13 protein-coding genes are annotated in these 15,821 nt (G+C 62.3%); 10 read left to right on the top strand and 3 right to left on the bottom strand.

The annotated features are described in order from the left end of the window. Positions 1-26: 26 nt before the first annotated feature. On the top strand, positions 27-1,361 hold the full coding sequence (locus C8K58_RS00145; RefSeq protein ID WP_108572653.1) for a substrate-binding domain-containing protein: 1,335 nt from the start codon (positions 27-29) through the stop codon (positions 1,359-1,361). Between the two features lie 122 nt (positions 1,362-1,483). Here C8K58_RS00145 and C8K58_RS00140 read toward each other — a convergent pair whose 3' ends face one another. Then, entirely contained in the window at positions 1,484-2,713 is a 1,230-nt protein-coding gene (locus C8K58_RS00140) for an acyl-CoA dehydrogenase (protein ID WP_027606276.1), read from the bottom strand. 151 nt (positions 2,714-2,864) lie between these two features. On the opposite strand from C8K58_RS00140, the gene C8K58_RS00135 reads away from it, so the two are divergent. The 3 genes from C8K58_RS00135 to C8K58_RS00125 all read left to right on the top strand — a co-directional run bounded on the left by C8K58_RS00135 (position 2,865) and on the right by C8K58_RS00125 (position 5,223). Further along, complete coding sequence (locus tag C8K58_RS00135) at positions 2,865-3,800, top strand: LysR family transcriptional regulator (RefSeq protein WP_027606275.1); 936 nt, start codon at positions 2,865-2,867, stop codon at positions 3,798-3,800. A gap of 114 nt (positions 3,801-3,914) precedes the next feature. Next, a complete protein-coding gene (locus C8K58_RS00130; RefSeq protein ID WP_027606274.1) occupies positions 3,915-4,307 on the top strand; it encodes a MerR family DNA-binding transcriptional regulator in 393 nt (130 codons plus the stop codon). A 16-nt stretch (positions 4,308-4,323) separates the two neighbouring features. After that, positions 4,324-5,223 carry a hydroxymethylglutaryl-CoA lyase gene (locus C8K58_RS00125; protein WP_027606273.1) on the top strand — a complete coding sequence of 300 codons (900 nt, stop codon included), beginning with the start codon at positions 4,324-4,326 and terminating at the stop codon, positions 5,221-5,223. Between the two features lie 541 nt (positions 5,224-5,764). On the opposite strand, the gene C8K58_RS00120 is transcribed toward C8K58_RS00125, so the two are convergent. Next, positions 5,765-7,402, bottom strand: coding sequence for an AMP-binding protein (locus tag C8K58_RS00120; RefSeq protein WP_108572651.1), 1,638 nt, complete (start codon positions 7,400-7,402; stop codon positions 5,765-5,767). A 150-nt stretch (positions 7,403-7,552) separates the two neighbouring features. On the opposite strand from C8K58_RS00120, the gene C8K58_RS00115 reads away from it, so the two are divergent. The 4 genes from C8K58_RS00115 to C8K58_RS00100 are packed head-to-tail and all read left to right on the top strand — an operon-like array spanning position 7,553 to position 13,078. After that, a complete protein-coding gene (locus tag C8K58_RS00115; RefSeq protein ID WP_027606271.1) occupies positions 7,553-8,716 on the top strand; it encodes an isovaleryl-CoA dehydrogenase in 1,164 nt (387 codons plus the stop codon). 11 nt (positions 8,717-8,727) lie between these two features. Continuing rightward, positions 8,728-10,335: a carboxyl transferase domain-containing protein gene (locus C8K58_RS00110; protein ID WP_108572649.1), complete on the top strand. Its 1,608-nt coding sequence runs from the start codon at positions 8,728-8,730 to the stop codon at positions 10,333-10,335. Positions 10,336-10,349: 14 nt separating this feature from the next. Continuing rightward, on the top strand, positions 10,350-11,156 hold the full coding sequence (locus C8K58_RS00105) for a gamma-carboxygeranoyl-CoA hydratase (protein WP_027606269.1): 807 nt from the start codon (positions 10,350-10,352) through the stop codon (positions 11,154-11,156). Continuing rightward, complete coding sequence (locus C8K58_RS00100) at positions 11,153-13,078, top strand: acetyl/propionyl/methylcrotonyl-CoA carboxylase subunit alpha (protein ID WP_092357662.1); 1,926 nt, start codon at positions 11,153-11,155, stop codon at positions 13,076-13,078. The genes C8K58_RS00105 and C8K58_RS00100 overlap by 4 nt, the downstream gene beginning before the upstream one ends. Here the strand turns inward: C8K58_RS00100 and C8K58_RS00095 are convergent. After that, positions 13,075-13,710 (bottom strand): LexA family transcriptional regulator, encoded by a 636-nt coding sequence (locus C8K58_RS00095; RefSeq protein ID WP_092357664.1) that lies wholly within the window; start codon positions 13,708-13,710, stop codon positions 13,075-13,077. The two genes, C8K58_RS00100 and C8K58_RS00095, sit on opposite strands and share 4 nt — an antisense overlap. A gap of 131 nt (positions 13,711-13,841) precedes the next feature. On the opposite strand from C8K58_RS00095, the gene C8K58_RS00090 reads away from it, so the two are divergent. Further along, positions 13,842-14,192 (top strand): DUF6124 family protein, encoded by a 351-nt coding sequence (locus C8K58_RS00090; protein WP_027606266.1) that lies wholly within the window; start codon positions 13,842-13,844, stop codon positions 14,190-14,192. 464 nt (positions 14,193-14,656) lie between these two features. After that, a complete protein-coding gene (locus C8K58_RS00080; RefSeq protein WP_027606265.1) occupies positions 14,657-15,808 on the top strand; it encodes a M14-type cytosolic carboxypeptidase in 1,152 nt (383 codons plus the stop codon). The last annotated feature ends 13 nt before the right edge of the window (positions 15,809-15,821 follow it).

Raw genomic sequence — 15,821 nt, 5'->3', positions numbered from 1 at the left:
TCCCTTTGGCTTGAGAAGGTGCCGGCATGATGCTGCGCGTTCTGTTCCTGTTGTGTAGCGCGTTGTCCCTCTGCGTCGTGGCTGCCCCCCTCCCCGTTCCCGACCAAGGCCCGGCTTTGCGCATCCAGGGTTCCAACACCATTGGCGCGGCGCTGGGGCCCGCGCTGGTCAAGGGGTTGATGGAGCATCAGGGCCTGCAGGCGGTGCACAGCGAACCGGCCGAGGGCACCAATGAACAGCGCGTGATCGGCAAGACGCGCCAGGGCAGGACGGTGACCGTCGAGGTGGCGGCCCATGGTTCCAGCACGGGGTTTGTCGCGCTGAAAAACGCCAGCGCCGACCTGGCCGCCTCGTCCCGGCCAATAAAAGACAGCGAACTGGTGGACCTCGAAGCGCTCGGCGACCTGAAAAGCCCCGAGGCCGAACAGGTGATCGCCATCGACGGCCTGGCCATTATCCTCAACCCGCGCAACCCGCTGAATACGTTGAACACCGAGCAACTGGCGCAGATTTTCAACGGCGAAATCAACACCTGGGAAGCATTGGGCGGGATCGGCGGAACCATTCATCTGTACGCGCGGGATGACCAATCCGGCACCTATGACACCTTCAAGGACCTGGTGCTGCGCCTGCGCGGCAAGCCCCTGGCCGCGTCCGCCAAGCGCTTCGAGTCCAGCGAAGCGTTGTCCGATGCGGTGAGCCGGGATCCCCAGGGCATCGGTTTTATCGGCTTGCCTTACGTGCGCCAGGCCAAGGCGGTGGCGATTGTCGATGGCGACTCGCAACCGATGTTGCCGTTGAACAGCCTGATTGCCACCGAGGATTACCCGCTGTCTCGCCGGCTGTTCTTCTACCTGCCGCCCTCCTCCAGCAACCCGTGGGCCAAGGCGCTGGTGGACTTTGCCCAGAGCAGCAAAGGCCAGGCGATTGTGGCGGCCAATGGGTTTATTGCGCAGCAGGTGCAGGCGATGACGGTGGAGCCGCGCCCTTCGATGCCCGACGACTACCAGGCGATTGCCCGTGACGCCCAGCGTTTGAGCGTGAATTTTCGCTTCGAGGAAGGCAGCGCCAGCCTGGACAACAAGGCGCGCCAGGACGTGCAGCGCGTCGTGGCCTATATAAAGCGCCACAACCAACTCGACAAGCAGGTAACGCTGGTGGGATTCGGCGATGCCAAGAATGACCCGCAACGGGCCGCGCTGCTCTCGAAGCTGCGGGCGATGGCGGTACGCCGGGAGCTGGTCAAGAACGGCGTGGTATTGCGCGATATTCGCGGCTTCGGCGCACAGATGCCGGTGGCGGCGAATACGGCGGATGAGGGGCGGATCAAGAATCGGCGCGTGGAGGTTTGGGTTTACTGAGGGCTGCTGGATCTTCAGGGCCTGATCCGGCCTCATCGGGGCAAGCCCGCTCCCACATTTTGATTTGGGAATACATTCAAAGTGTGGGAGGGGGCTTGCCCCCGATTGCAGGCGACGCGCTGTTACTGCCCGCCGCGCATCAACTCCTTAGGCACATACTTGCCGATCTCGAACTTGCCGATGGCCGCGCGGTGCACTTCGTCCGGGCCGTCGGCCAGGCGCAGGGTGCGTTGCATGGCGTACATGTAGGCCAGCGGGAAGTCGTTGGAGACGCCGGCGCCGCCGTGGATCTGGATCGCGCGGTCGATCACCTTCAACGCCACGTTCGGCGCCACCACCTTGATCTGGGCGATTTCACTTTTTGCCACTTTATTGCCCACGGTGTCCATCATGTACGCCGCTTTCAAGGTCAGCAGGCGCGCCATGTCGATTTCCATGCGTGAGTCGGCGATCTTGTCGATATTGCCGCCCAGGCGCGCCAAAGGCTTGCCGAACGCGGTGCGGCTGACGGAGCGTTTGCACATCAGTTCCAGCGCGCGCTCGGCCATGCCGATGGAGCGCATGCAGTGGTGGATACGGCCTGGGCCAAGGCGGCCTTGGGCAATCTCGAAGCCTCGGCCTTCACCCAGCAGTACGTTTTCGTAAGGCACGCGGACATTGTCGAACAGCACTTCGGCGTGGCCGTGGGGCGCGTCGTCGTAGCCGAACACCGGCAGCGGGCGTACGATTTTTACCCCAGGGGCGTCCACCGGCACCAGGATCATCGAGTGCTGCTGGTGGCGCGGTGCATCCGGGTTGCTCAGGCCCATGAAGATCAGGATCTTGCAGCGCGGGTCGCAGGCGCCGGAGGTCCACCATTTCTTGCCGTTGATCACCCACTCGTCGCCCTGGCGCTCGGCGCGGGCGGCCATGTTGGTGGCGTCCGAAGAGGCGACATCGGGCTCGGTCATGGCGAAGGCCGAACGGATCTCGCCGCGCAGCAGCGGTTCGAGCCAGCGTTGTTTCTGCTCTTCGTTGGCGTAGCGCACCAGCACTTCCATGTTGCCGGTGTCGGGGGCGGAGCAGTTGAACGGTTCCGGACCCAGCAGCGAGCGGCCCATGATCTCGGCCAGGGGGGCGTATTCAAGGTTGGTCAGGCCGGCGCCCAGTTCGGACTCGGGCAGGAACAGGTTCCACAGGCCTTCGGCTTTCGCCCGGGCCTTCAGCTCTTCCATGATGGCGGTGGGCTGCCAGCGGTCGCCTTCGCTGACCTGGCGTTCGAACACCGGCTCGGCCGGGTAAACGTAAGCGTCCATGAACGCTGTAACACGTTCACGCAGTTCCTGAACCTTGGGCGAATAGGCGAAATCCATGAGCAGCTCCCTTCTTTGAGAGGTTGTTTAGGTCATGCAATCGATGCTAGAACAGCGTTGATAATTTACCTAGCCTATTCTCGGCGTGTATTAACATTCATCACCGATATATGATCGACGTATGGCCAACTAACAATAAGAGCGCAACGAAATGAATCTGAGCAAGGTCGACCTCAACCTCTTTATCGTCTTCGACGCGATCTACACCGAAGCCAACCTGACCCGCGCCGGGCAGATTGTCGGCATCACCCAGCCGGCGGTGTCCAACGCCCTGGCGCGCCTGCGCGAGACGTTCAACGACCCGCTGTTCGTGCGCACCGCCCAAGGCATGGTGCCCACGCCGATGGCGCAGAACATCATCGGCCCGGTGCGCAATGCGCTGTCGTTGCTGCGGGTGTCGGTGCAGGAAAGCCGCATCTTCAACCCGCAGCAGGCGGCCAAGACCTACCGCATCAGCATGACCGACCTCACCGAAGCGGTGATTCTGCCGCTGCTGTTCCAACGCCTGCGCCGCCTGGCGCCCACCGTGGTGATCGAGAGTTTCCTGTCCAAACGCCGCGAGACCACCAAGGAACTGGCGGCCGGGCGCCTGGATTTTGCCGTGGACGCGCCGCTCAACACCGACCCGCAGGTACGCCACGTCAAGCTGATGGAAGACCGCTACGTGTGCGCCATGCGCAAGGGCCATCCCATGGCGGGCAAGGACAAGTTCACCCTGGATGACTACCTGTCGCTGACCCATATCCATATCTCCAGCCGCCGCAACGGCTTGGGCCATGTCGACCTGGCCCTGGGCAAGATGGGCATCCAGCGCAAGATCGCCCTGCGCTCCCAGCATTACCTGATGGCCTCGCAAGTGTTGCAGCAGACCGACATGGTCATGACCGTGCCCGAACGTTTCGCCCGCCGCCATGAACTGCATTGGTTCAACCTGCCGGTCAATGACGTGCCACCGGTGGAAACCCACCTGTACTGGCACGAAAGCACCGACCAGGACCCGGCCAACCGCTGGATGCGCGAGCAGATGATCGAGTTGTGCCAGCAAGTCACCGCCCATGAGAAGAAGCTGGATAAGCAACAGGCCTGAGGCTGAAGAGCGCCCCCTGTGGCAGGGGGCTTGCCCCGATGGGCTGCGCAGCGCCCCTTGACGTTTACGTCAACCTGACATTAGCTTAGCGCCAAGACCTTCTTGAGCGCCCCCATGAGCACGACCTACAGCATCTCCGACCTCGCCCGTGAGCTCGACATCACCACCCGCGCCATTCGCTTCTATGAGGAACAAGGCCTGCTGGCCCCGGAACGCCGGGGCCAGGAGCGCATTTATTCGGCGCGGGACAAGGTCAGCCTCAAACTGATCCTGCGGGGCAAACGCATCGGTTTTTCCCTGGCCGAGTGCCGTGAGCTGATCGAACTCTACGACCCCACCGGCGGCAACCAGATCCAACTCAACAGCATGCTGGCCAAGATCGCCGAGCGCCGTGAGCAGTTGGAACAGCAACTGCTGGATATCGAACAAATGAAGCTGGAGCTGGACACCGCCGAAGAGCGTTGCACCCAGGCCCTGGCGCAAACCATGGGCCAGGTTGGCCATTGATCAGAAGGTAGCTGCCATGTCCCTCCCCTCCCATGTGCGCCTGGTGGAAGTCGGCCCGCGCGACGGCTTGCAGAACGAAGCCCAGCCCATCAGCGTGGCCGACAAGGTCCGATTGGTGGATGCCCTCAGCGCGGCGGGCCTGAGCTATATCGAAGTCGGCAGTTTTGTCTCGCCCAAGTGGGTGCCGCAAATGGCCGGTTCCGCCGACGTGTTCGCGCAGATCCAGCGCAAGCCCGGCGTAACCTACGGTGCGCTGGCGCCAAACCTGCGTGGTTTCGAGGACGCGCTGGCGGCGGGCGTAAAGGAAGTGGCGGTGTTTGCCGCAGCCTCCGAGGCGTTTTCCCAGCGCAATATCAACTGTTCCATCAGCGAAAGCCTGGAGCGTTTTGCGCCGATCATGGCGGCGGCCAGGCAGCACGGCATCAGCGTGCGCGGCTATGTGTCCTGTGTGCTGGGTTGCCCTTACGAAGGTGAGATTGCGCCGGAACAGGTGGCGGCGGTCGCGCGGGAGCTGTATGCCATGGGCTGCTACGAGGTCTCCCTGGGCGACACCATCGGCACCGGCACGGCGGGCACCACGCGGCGGCTGTTCGAGGTGGTCGGCGCGCAGGTGCCACGGGACAAACTGGCGGGCCACTTCCATGACACCTATGGCCAGGCCATCGCCAATATCTATGCCGGCCTGCTGGAAGGCATCACGGTATTCGACAGCTCTATTGCAGGCCTCGGCGGCTGCCCCTATGCCAAGGGCGCCAGCGGTAACGTCGCCACCGAAGATGTGCTGTACCTGCTCAATGGCCTCGGGATCGACACCGGCATCGACCTGGATGCATTGATTCGCGCGGGCCTGCACATCAGCCATGTCCTCGGCCGCCCCACGGGCTCGCGCGTAGCCAAGGCGCGGACAGCCGGTTGAGTAGCGTAGCCGTGACAATGTGTTACCGCACGGCTACACATCGAGTAACACGGGAACATATTTTGTCGTATTTTCTGTAGGCCAAGTCCTACTAAAAAATTAACTTATTGATTTTAAATGGATTTTAAAAGTTGGCACGCCTTCTGCTATCTCTATGGCATAACAAGAATAAAAAGCGCCAAACCTAATAAAAATAAGACGAAACGACTCTGACATAACAAAAACAACACGGCAGAGACGCAGCTAACAGATTTTTTTGGAGAAGATGTGCTTCGCAGGGTACGGCATGCCGAAACCCGCAACCGGTTAGAGAAAAATAAAACTACCTCAGGTAGCTACCCACTGGTTGGATCGTTAACGAAGAAGCAGGTCAGCGCTCAAAAAAATACGTTTGCTCTTGACCCCGGATGGGGGTCGCCAAAAACAGCGGTAAGGGTAACGGTCGCCAAAAACAACAATAGACCGCCCCTCAATAATAAAAAAAGAGCACGCAACGACAAATTAAAGGGGACCTTCGGGTCCCCTTTGTGCTTTCTGGCCTTTAACCCTGCCCTGCCCCCAGCTCTTCGATCGAGATCTCGCGCATGCGGAATTTCTGGATCTTGCCCGTCACCGTCATCGGAAACTCCTCCACGAACTTGAAGTACCGGGGCGTCTTGAAATGCGCGATGCGGCCCTTGCACCAGGCCTGCAGTTCCAGTTCGCTGGCCACATGGCCCGGATGCAACTTGACCCAGGCCACGATCTCCTCGCCGTAGCGCTCGTCCGGAATGCCGATGACCTGCACATCGGCCACCGCCGGGTGGGTGAAGAAAAACTCTTCCACCTCGCGCGGGTACACGTTTTCGCCACCGCGAATGATCATGTCCTTGTTGCGCCCGGCGATGCACACATAGCCGTGGGCATCCATGGTGGCCAGGTCGCCGGTGTGCATCCAGCCCGCAGCGTCGATGGCCTCGCGGGTGCCGTCGGGGTTGTTCCAGTAGCCGAGCATCACGCTGTAGCCACGGGTGCAGAGTTCGCCGACCTGGCCACGGGGCAGCGTGTTACCGGCTTCATCGATGATCTTGCTTTCCAGTTGCGGCTGGGTGCGGCCGACGGTGGTCACGCGGCGCTCCAGATCGTCATCCGCGCCGGTTTGCAGGGATACGGGGCTGGTCTCGGTCATGCCGTAGGCAATCTGCACCTCGCCCATGTGCAATTCGCCGATGACCCGGCGCATCACCTCGATGGGGCACGTGGCGCCGGCCATGATGCCGGTGCGCAGGGTGGACAGCTCGAACTCGCCCCGGCGCGGGTGATCGAGCAGGGCAATAAACATGGTGGGCACGCCGTACAGGCCGGTGGCACGTTCTTCGGCGACGGCGGTGAGGGTCAGCAGCGGATCGAAGCCGTCATTCGGGTAGATCATGGTGGTGCCATGGGTGATGCAGCCCAGGTTGCCCATCACCATGCCGAAGCAGTGGTACAGCGGCACCGGGATCACCAGGCGGTCCTGCGCGGTGAGGCCCAGGCTTTCGCCGACCATATAGCCGTTATTGAGGATGTTGTGATGACTGAGGGTGGCGCCCTTGGGGAAACCGGTGGTACCGGAGGTGTACTGGATATTGACGGCTTGATCGAAGTGCAGGCTGGCCTGGCGGCTGTGCAGCTGCTCGGGCGGCAGGCCCGCACCGAGGGCCGCCAGTTCCGACCAGGGCAGGAAGCCCGGGGGCGGGCTGGGGTCGAGGCTGATCATGCCGCGCAGCTCAGGCTGCAATGCCTGCAACATCGCGTGGTAGTCGGAGGTCTTGAACGCGCCGGCGCACACCAGCCACTCGCAGCCGGACTGCTTGAGCACGTAGTCCAGTTCACTGCTGCGGTACGCCGGGTTGATATTGACCAGGATCACGCCAATCTTGGCGCTGGCGATCTGGCTGATGCACCACTCGGCGCAATTGGGCGCCCAGATACCCAGGCGGTCGCCGGTCTGCATACCCAAGGCCAGGAACGCGCGAGCGTGCACCTCGACGGTCTCGGCCAGTTGCCGCCAGGTGTAGCGACGCTGCTGATGGCGTACCACAAGGGCCTCGCCATCGGGGTGCTGCGCCACGGTGTGATCGAAGGCCTGGCCAATGGTCATGGCCAGCAAGGCCTTGTCCTGGGAGCCACGGCTGTAGCTCGGATGCAGTTGATCCATAACGACCCCTGTTGTCTTTTTTGTAGGTTGACGTAAACGTAAACTACGATTGACAGCACCGTAACGCAAGCTTACGTTAACGTAAAGGTGAGCGCCCTTCCCTGGCGCGCCATCCACACAACAACAAAGCTCACATTAAGGTGCCTGTCCATGAGTTACCCGTCCCTGAACTTCGCCCTCGGTGAAACCATCGACATGCTGCGCGACCAGGTGCAGTCCTTCGTGGCCAAGGAAATCGCGCCCCGTGCGGCACAGATCGACATCGACAACCTGTTCCCCGCCGACCTGTGGCGCAAGTTCGGGGACATGGGCCTGCTGGGCATCACCGTACCGGAAGAATACGGCGGCGCCGGCCTGGGCTACCTGGCCCACGTGGTGAGCATGGAAGAAATCAGCCGTGGCTCGGCCTCGGTGGCGTTGTCCTACGGCGCCCACTCCAACCTGTGCGTGAACCAGATCAACCGCAACGGTACTCACGAACAGAAACTCAAGTACCTGCCCAAACTGATCAGCGGCGAACACGTCGGCGCCCTGGCCATGAGCGAACCCAACGCCGGTTCCGACGTGGTCTCGATGAAACTGCGCGCCGACAAACACGGCGACCACTATGTGCTCAACGGCAGCAAGACCTGGATCACCAATGGCCCCGACGCCAGCACCTATGTGATCTACGCCAAGACCGACCTGGAAAGGGGCCCCCACGGCATCACCGCGTTTATCGTCGAGCGCGACTGGAAAGGCTTCAGCCGCAGCAACAAGTTCGACAAGCTCGGCATGCGTGGCTCCAACACCTGCGAACTGTTCTTCGATGACGTGCAAGTGCCGGAGGAAAACATCCTCGGCGTGCTCAACGGCGGCGTGAAAGTGCTGATGAGCGGCCTCGATTACGAGCGCGTGGTGTTGTCCGGCGGCCCCACCGGGATCATGCAGGCGTGCATGGACCTGATCGTGCCCTACATCCACGATCGCAAGCAGTTCGGTCAAAGCATCGGCGAGTTCCAGCTGATCCAGGGCAAGGTCGCCGACATGTACACCCAGCTCAACGCCAGCCGCGCCTACCTCTACGCGGTGGCCCAGGCCTGCGAACGCGGCGAAACCACGCGCAAGGACGCGGCCGGGGTGATCCTGTACAGCGCCGAACGCGCCACGCAAATGGCCCTCGACGCGATCCAGATCCTCGGCGGCAATGGCTATATCAATGAATTCCCCGCCGGGCGCCTGCTGCGGGACGCCAAGCTGTATGAAATCGGCGCCGGCACCAGTGAGATTCGGCGGATGCTGATCGGTCGCGAACTCTTCAACGAAACCCGCTGAAGGAGCGTCCCATGGCCACCTTGCACACCCAGCTCAACCCACGCTCAGCGGAGTTCGCCAGCAACAGCGCGGCGATGCGCCAACAGGTCGACGCCCTGCACACTCTGCTCGCCCACGTGCAGCAAGGCGGCGGCGCCAAGGCCCAGGAGCGTCACACCTCACGCGGCAAACTGCTGCCGCGCGAGCGCATCAATCGCCTGCTGGACCCGGGCTCGCCGTTCCTTGAACTCAGCCAACTGGCCGCCCATCAGGTGTATGGCGAAGACGTGCCGGCCGCCGGGGTGATTGCCGGCATCGGCAGCGTGGAAGGCGTCGAATGCATGATCGTCGCCAACGACGCCACGGTCAAAGGCGGCTCCTACTACCCACTCACGGTGAAAAAACACCTGCGCGCCCAGACCATCGCCGAACAGAACCGCCTGCCGTGCATTTACCTGGTGGACTCCGGCGGCGCCAACCTGCCGCGCCAGGATGAAGTGTTTCCCGACCGCGAACACTTCGGGCGGATCTTCTTCAACCAGGCCAACATGAGTGCCCAGGGCATCCCGCAGATCGCCGTGGTGATGGGCTCGTGCACCGCCGGTGGCGCCTACGTGCCGGCCATGGCCGACGAAGCGATCATGGTGCGTAACCAAGCGACGATCTTCCTGGCCGGCCCGCCATTGGTGAAGGCGGCTACCGGTGAAGTGGTCAGCGCCGAAGACCTCGGCGGTGCCGACGTGCACTGCAGGATATCCGGCGTGGCCGACCACTATGCCGACAGTGATGAACACGCCCTGGCCCTGGCCCGCCGCAGCGTGGCCAACCTCAATTGGCGCAAGCAAGGCCAATTGCTGCAACGCACGCCCGTGGCGCCGTTGTACAGCAGCGAAGAGCTCTACGGCGTGATCCCGGCCGATGCCAAGCAGCCGTTCGATGTGCGCGAAGTGATCGCACGGCTGGTGGATGGCTCGGTGTTCGATGAGTTCAAGGCGCTGTTCGGCACCACCCTGGTGTGCGGCTTCGCGCATGTGCACGGCTACCCGATCGCGATCCTGGCGAACAACGGGATTCTGTTCGCCGAGGCCGCGCAAAAAGGCGCGCACTTTATCGAGCTGGCCTGCCAACGCGGGATTCCTCTGCTGTTCCTGCAGAACATCACCGGGTTTATGGTCGGCCAGAAATACGAAGCCGGTGGCATCGCCAAGCACGGCGCCAAGCTGGTGACTGCAGTGGCGTGCGCCAAGGTGCCGAAATTCACGGTGATCATCGGCGGCAGCTTCGGCGCCGGCAACTACGGCATGTGCGGCCGCGCCTATGACCCGCGCTTTTTGTGGATGTGGCCCAACGCACGCATCGGCGTGATGGGTGCCGAACAGGCTGCGGGCGTGCTGGTGCAGGTCAAGCGTGAACAGGCTGAACGGGCAGGCGTCGGCTTCAGCGCTGAAGAGGAAGCGGCGATCAAGCAGCCGATCCTCGACCAGTACGAAACCCAGGGTCACCCCTATTACTCCAGCGCACGCCTGTGGGACGACGGCGTCATCGACCCGATGCAGACCCGCGATGTGCTGGCCCTGGCCTTGTCCGCCGCGCTGAATGCCCCCATCGAGCCGAGCCGCTTCGGCGTGTTCCGCATGTAAATGGAGCCGTACCCATGAGCGATTTCAATACCCTCGAACTGATCACCGACAGCCGTGGCTTTGCCACGCTGTGGCTCAGCCGAGAAGCCAAGAACAACGCGTTCAACGCCGAGATGATCCGCGAACTGATCATCGCCCTCGACCATGTGCAAGGTGATGCATCCCTGCGTTTCCTGGTCCTGCGGGGGCGCGGCAGGCACTTCAGCGCCGGTGCCGACCTGGCGTGGATGCAGCAGTCGGCCGAACTGGATTACCACACCAACCTGGACGACGCCCGCGAACTGGCGGAGCTGATGTACAACCTGGCCAAGCTGAAAATCCCCACCCTGGCGGTGGTGCAAGGCGCGGCCTACGGTGGCGCGCTGGGCCTGATCAGTTGCTGCGACATGGCCATCGGCGCCGATGACGCGCAGTTCTGCCTGTCGGAAGTCCGCATCGGCCTGGCCCCGGCCGTGATCAGCCCGTTCGTGGTGCAGGCCATCGGCGAACGTGCGGCGCGTCGCTATGCCCTGACCGCCGAGCGGTTTGGCGGCCAGCGTGCCCGGGAAATCGGCCTGCTGGCGGAAAGCTACCCGATTGGCGAACTGGACCAACAGGTGGAACAGTGGATCACCCACCTGCTGCATAACAGCCCGGCGGCGATGCGCGCCAGCAAGGACCTGCTGCGCGAAGTCGGTAACGGCGCGCTCACCCCAGCCCTGCGCCGCTATTGCGAAAATGCCATTGCGCGCATCCGTGTCAGCGCCGAAGGCCAGGAGGGTTTACGCGCGTTCCTGCAAAAACGCCCGCCCAGCTGGCAGCCCCAGGAGCCGCGTTCATGAGCACGCTGACCACCCTGCTGGTGGCCAACCGCGGCGAGATTGCCTGCCGGGTGATGCGCACCGCCAAGGCCATGGGCCTGACCACCGTGGCGGTGCACAGCGCCGTCGACCGTGATGCGCGACACAGCCGCGAGGCGGATATTCGCGTCGACCTGGGGGGCAGCAAAGCCACCGAGAGCTACCTGCAAATCGACAAATTGATCGCCGCCGCCCAGGCCAGCGGTGCCCAGGCCATTCACCCAGGCTACGGTTTCCTGTCGGAAAACGCCGGGTTTGCCCGTGCGATCGAGGCGGCGGGGCTGATCTTCCTCGGGCCGCCCGCCTCGGCCATCGACGCCATGGGCAGTAAGTCCGCCGCCAAGGCCCTGATGGAAACCGCCGGCGTGCCCCTGGTGCCGGGGTATCACGGCACGGAACAGGACCTGGAAACCTTCCGCGACGCCTGTGAGCGCATCGGCTATCCGGTGCTGCTCAAGGCCACGGCCGGGGGCGGCGGCAAGGGCATGAAGGTGGTGGAGGATGTCAGCCAGCTCGCCGACGCCCTGGCCTCGGCCCAGCGTGAGGCGCTGTCGTCCTTCGGCAATGGGCAGATGCTGGTGGAGAAATACCTGCTCAAGCCACGCCACGTAGAGATCCAGGTATTTGCCGATCAGCACGGGCATTGCCTGTACCTCAATGAGCGGGACTGCTCGATCCAACGCCGCCACCAAAAGGTCGTCGAGGAAGCCCCGGCACCGGGGCTGAGCGTTGCACAGCGCAAGGCCATGGGCGAAGCGGCGGTGCGTGCGGCCCAGGCCATCGGTTATGTCGGCGCGGGCACGGTGGAGTTCTTGCTGGATGCGCGCGGCGAGTTTTTCTTCATGGAGATGAACACGCGGCTGCAGGTGGAACACCCGGTCACCGAAGCGATTACCGGCCTGGACCTGGTGGCCTGGCAGATTCGCGTCGCCCAGGGCGAGGCGCTGCCGATCACCCAGGAGCAGGTGCCGCTGATCGGCCATGCGATTGAAGTGCGCTTGTACGCCGAAGACCCGGCCAATGACTTCCTGCCCGCCACCGGGCACCTGGCGCTGTATCGCGAGTCCGCGCCGGGCCCGGGGCGCCGCGTGGACAGTGGTGTCGCGCAAGGAGACGACGTGTCGCCGTTCTACGACCCGATGCTCGGCAAGCTGATTGCCTGGGGTGAAGACCGTGAACAGGCACGCCTGCGCTTGCTGAGCATGCTCGACGAGTTTGCCGTGGGTGGGCTGAAGACCAACCTGGGCTTCCTGCGGCGCATTATTGGTCATCCGGCATTTGCGGCGGCCGAGTTGGATACCGGATTTATTCCGCGCTACCAGGACGAACTTCTGCCGGTGGCCGGGACGTTGAGCGATGAATTCTGGCAGGCCGCAGGTTCTGCCTTCATGCAGAGCTTGCCCCCAGGTGACGGGCCATGGGCGGACACCCGTGGATTCCGTGCAGGACTGCCCGCCGAGGTCTCGCTGCACTTGAGCTGCAATGGCCAGGACCGCCTGGTGACACTGGCCGCCATCGCCGCGACATTGCAGGGCGAACAGTTAGTGATCGAACACCGGGGCGTCCGTCGTTCACATCTGGCAGTGCGCAACGAGCACAGGGTTTTCCTGCGTTGGGACGGCGAGATGCAGGGCGTGAGCCTGTTCGATCCGATTGCTGCTGTCGAGGCCAGCCAGTCGCACCAGGGCGGCCTCACGGCACCGATGAACGGCAGCATCGTGCGGGTGCTGGTGGACGTCGGCCAAACGGTCGAGGCCGGCACCCAGTTGGTGGTGCTCGAAGCGATGAAGATGGAGCACAGTATCCGCGCGCCCCAGGCCGGGGTAGTCAAGGCGCTGTTCTGCCAGGAGGGCGAAATGGTTGCCGAGGGGTGTGCGTTGGTGGAGCTCGAAACGGCGGACTAGAACTTCACCGTGGCCTGCACGACGACGCCGAGGATGCGGCAATCAACGGTGAACAGCAGTTTCGGGTAGGTGGGGTTGAGCGGCACCAGGTAGAGCTGGCCGCTCTCTTCCAGCAACTGCCGGAAGGTCGCCTGGGTACTGCCGGCCCGTTGGGCGACTACCAATTTGCCGGGTTCGGCGGCGATGGCCGGATCCACTAGGATCATCATCCCTGCTGCGATGCTCGGGCCGCTGAGTGCGGTCATGGCGTCGCTCGTCACCGGCAGCCAGTAGGCGTCGCCCCGGGCGTGGTAATCCGTCGGTTCGAAGCGCGCGGCACCATAGGCCGGGCGCTCTTCGCGGATTTCGCCCAGGCCTTTCCACTCGCTGACCGGGTAGCGAAAATACGCCGTGTACTGTCTTGCCGGGTCTACGACCTCGTCGGCCTTCTCACGCAGCTCCTGCACCACTTCCAGGTCGCCCAGCCCCAACTCTGCCAGCACCCGGTTCATATCCGCCAGGCTCGGCACGCGGCGCTTGTTGAGCCAGTGGCCAACGCCCCCCTGGGACATGCCCAAGCGTTCAGCCAACTCACCCTGGGTGACCTTGCGGTCTTTCATGTTGGCCTTGACCAACGCTATCCATTTATCCATGGCCGCCGACAATACGTCAGCCAGTTTCCAGGGCAATAAACAGTTTGTAGTAATCCATAAAACGACATAAATACGATACGTACTATCATCGGGCATAAGGTTTTCGACACCCACCCAGAGTACCGCCCCTTATGACGACGAGCCCGTATCCCCTGCCTGAAACACCCGAAAACGATGACGTGCAAGGCCTGCGCAGCAGCGGTGCTGCCCAGCGTGCCTTGGACTTCTACTTGAAAGAAAATATGTCAGCACCCGTCCCGGATGACAGCTTTTTCGCCATCAAGCCCGGCATCAGCCAGGAGGAAGCCCTGGTGCACGCCTCGGACCTGTTGCGCAGTGCCGCCGCCACGGCCTACGAATCAGCGAGCAGCCATCAGGGCAACCAGCGCGACCTGGCGTTTTCAGTGGTGTATTTGATTGATATGGCAAAGGCGATGGTCGAGCGGTCGTTGCGGGCACCGGAGGTTCGGGCGAACGGATAACAGCCGCGAAGGAAAAATATTTCTATCCCACGGATAAAAACATTTGACTTGCAAATGATAATGATTATTATTGGACCCAGCTGATCGCGAGATCAGTCGATAGACCAAGGGACCTTAGGTCGGACTCTTGGAATATCTCCTCATCAGGCTAATCACGGTTTTTGACCCGGCTCTTTGGCCGGGTCTTTTTTTTGCCAGTTTCCCTGGCATGGCTTCAGGCTAATGAAGACTGTGTGTTGCTTGATGGCGCGCATGGTAGCAAAAGACCATCGCCAAAAGAAAGCCAGTCCAGTGCTCCAGCGCACATCTCTGCGAAATAGCGCTTGAGAATCAATCTCATAGATTCTAAGCTGCGGCGGCGTCACGGACGACGCCCCCCTCCCCCGCAACAATTTTGCATCCAGGCTTTACCAGACTCCTGTGTAATATAGCCGCCACAACACTCATATTCAGGCAACCAGACTATGACCGTGGCCTTGACCTCCATCAAGATCAGCACCGACTTCGACAGTGGCAATATCCAGGTGCTCGACGCCAGCGACGCCTACCAGTTGCTGCTGGCCATCCAGCCCGATACCCGCAGCCACCATTACCAATGGTTCCACTTCAAAGCCGAAGGCATGCACGTGGGTCACACCCATAATTTTCGCCTGAGCAACGCCGGTGGTTCTTCGTATAAGCACGCCTGGAGCGGCTACAACGCTGTCGCGTCTTATGATCACGTCAACTGGTTCCGAGTCCCTACCCGCTTCGACGGCGAGATCCTGCACATCAGCCTCGAAACCCGTGAGAAACATGCCTGGTTGGCCTACTTCGAGCCCTACAGCCGCGAACGCCACGACTGGCTGATCGACCAGGCCCTGAAGTACGCCGGCACCCAACTGCTGGCCACCGGCAAAAGTGTCGAGGGCCGCGATATCCAACTGTTGCGACGTGGCAAAGGCGGCGAAGGCCGGCGCAATGTCTGGATCATTGCCCAGCAGCACCCCGGCGAGCACATGGCCGAATGGTTCATGGAGGGCATCATCGAACGCCTGCAACAGGATGGCGATGCCGAGATGAAAAAGCTCCTGGCCGTTGCCGACCTGTACCTGGTGCCGAACATGAACCCCGACGGCGCCTTCCACGGTCACCTGCGCACCAACGCCATGGGCCAGGACCTCAATCGCGCCTGGCAAAGCGCCAGCCAGGAGATCAGCCCGGAAGTCCTGTTCGTGCAACAGCAAATGCAGCAATACGGTGTCGACCTGTTCCTCGACATCCACGGCGACGAAGAAATCCCCTACGTGTTTACCGCTGCCTGCGAAGGCAACCCCGGCTACACCCCGCGTATCGAAGCGCTGGAAAAACGCTTCCGCAGCCATTTGAGTTCGCTGACCCGTGACTTCCAAACCACCCACGGCTACACCCGCGACTTGCCGGGCGAAGCCAATATGACCCTGGCCTGCAATGCCGTCGGCGAGCAGTACGACTGCCTGTCCCTGACCCTGGAAATGCCGTTCAAGGACAACGACGACGCCCCCAATCCGAAAACAGGTTGGTCAGGCGAACGCTCCAAACAGCTGGCCAAGGACGTCTTGAGCAGCGTGGCCGATATCGTCACGGTCCTGCGCTAACGCCCCTGGCCCC

This window comes from Pseudomonas sp. GV047, from assembly GCF_003058245.1.
Taxonomy (GTDB): Bacteria; Pseudomonadota; Gammaproteobacteria; order Pseudomonadales; family Pseudomonadaceae; genus Aquipseudomonas; species Aquipseudomonas marginalis.
This window is presented reverse-complemented; position numbering and strand designations above follow the sequence as displayed.

Bases quoted from the DNA above. Each gene is read 5' to 3' on its own strand.
- C8K58_RS00140 (WP_027606276.1), bottom strand. From the start codon at position 2,713: ATGGATTTCGCCTATTCGCCCAAGGTTCAGGAACTGCGTGAACGTGTT.
- C8K58_RS00110 (WP_108572649.1), top strand. From the start codon at position 8,728: ATGGCCACCTTGCACACCCAGCTCAACCCACGCTCAGCGGAGTTCGCC.
- C8K58_RS00130 (WP_027606274.1), top strand. From the start codon at position 3,915: ATGAGCACGACCTACAGCATCTCCGACCTCGCCCGTGAGCTCGACATC.
- C8K58_RS00095 (WP_092357664.1), bottom strand. From the start codon at position 13,710: ATGGATAAATGGATAGCGTTGGTCAAGGCCAACATGAAAGACCGCAAG.
- C8K58_RS00105 (WP_027606269.1), top strand. From the start codon at position 10,350: ATGAGCGATTTCAATACCCTCGAACTGATCACCGACAGCCGTGGCTTT.
- C8K58_RS00125 (WP_027606273.1), top strand. From the start codon at position 4,324: ATGTCCCTCCCCTCCCATGTGCGCCTGGTGGAAGTCGGCCCGCGCGAC.
- C8K58_RS00145 (WP_108572653.1), top strand. From the start codon at position 27: ATGATGCTGCGCGTTCTGTTCCTGTTGTGTAGCGCGTTGTCCCTCTGC.
- C8K58_RS00080 (WP_027606265.1), top strand. From the start codon at position 14,657: ATGACCGTGGCCTTGACCTCCATCAAGATCAGCACCGACTTCGACAGT.
- C8K58_RS00100 (WP_092357662.1), top strand. From the start codon at position 11,153: ATGAGCACGCTGACCACCCTGCTGGTGGCCAACCGCGGCGAGATTGCC.
- C8K58_RS00090 (WP_027606266.1), top strand. From the start codon at position 13,842: ATGACGACGAGCCCGTATCCCCTGCCTGAAACACCCGAAAACGATGAC.
- C8K58_RS00120 (WP_108572651.1), bottom strand. From the start codon at position 7,402: ATGGATCAACTGCATCCGAGCTACAGCCGTGGCTCCCAGGACAAGGCC.
- C8K58_RS00135 (WP_027606275.1), top strand. From the start codon at position 2,865: ATGAATCTGAGCAAGGTCGACCTCAACCTCTTTATCGTCTTCGACGCG.
- C8K58_RS00115 (WP_027606271.1), top strand. From the start codon at position 7,553: ATGAGTTACCCGTCCCTGAACTTCGCCCTCGGTGAAACCATCGACATG.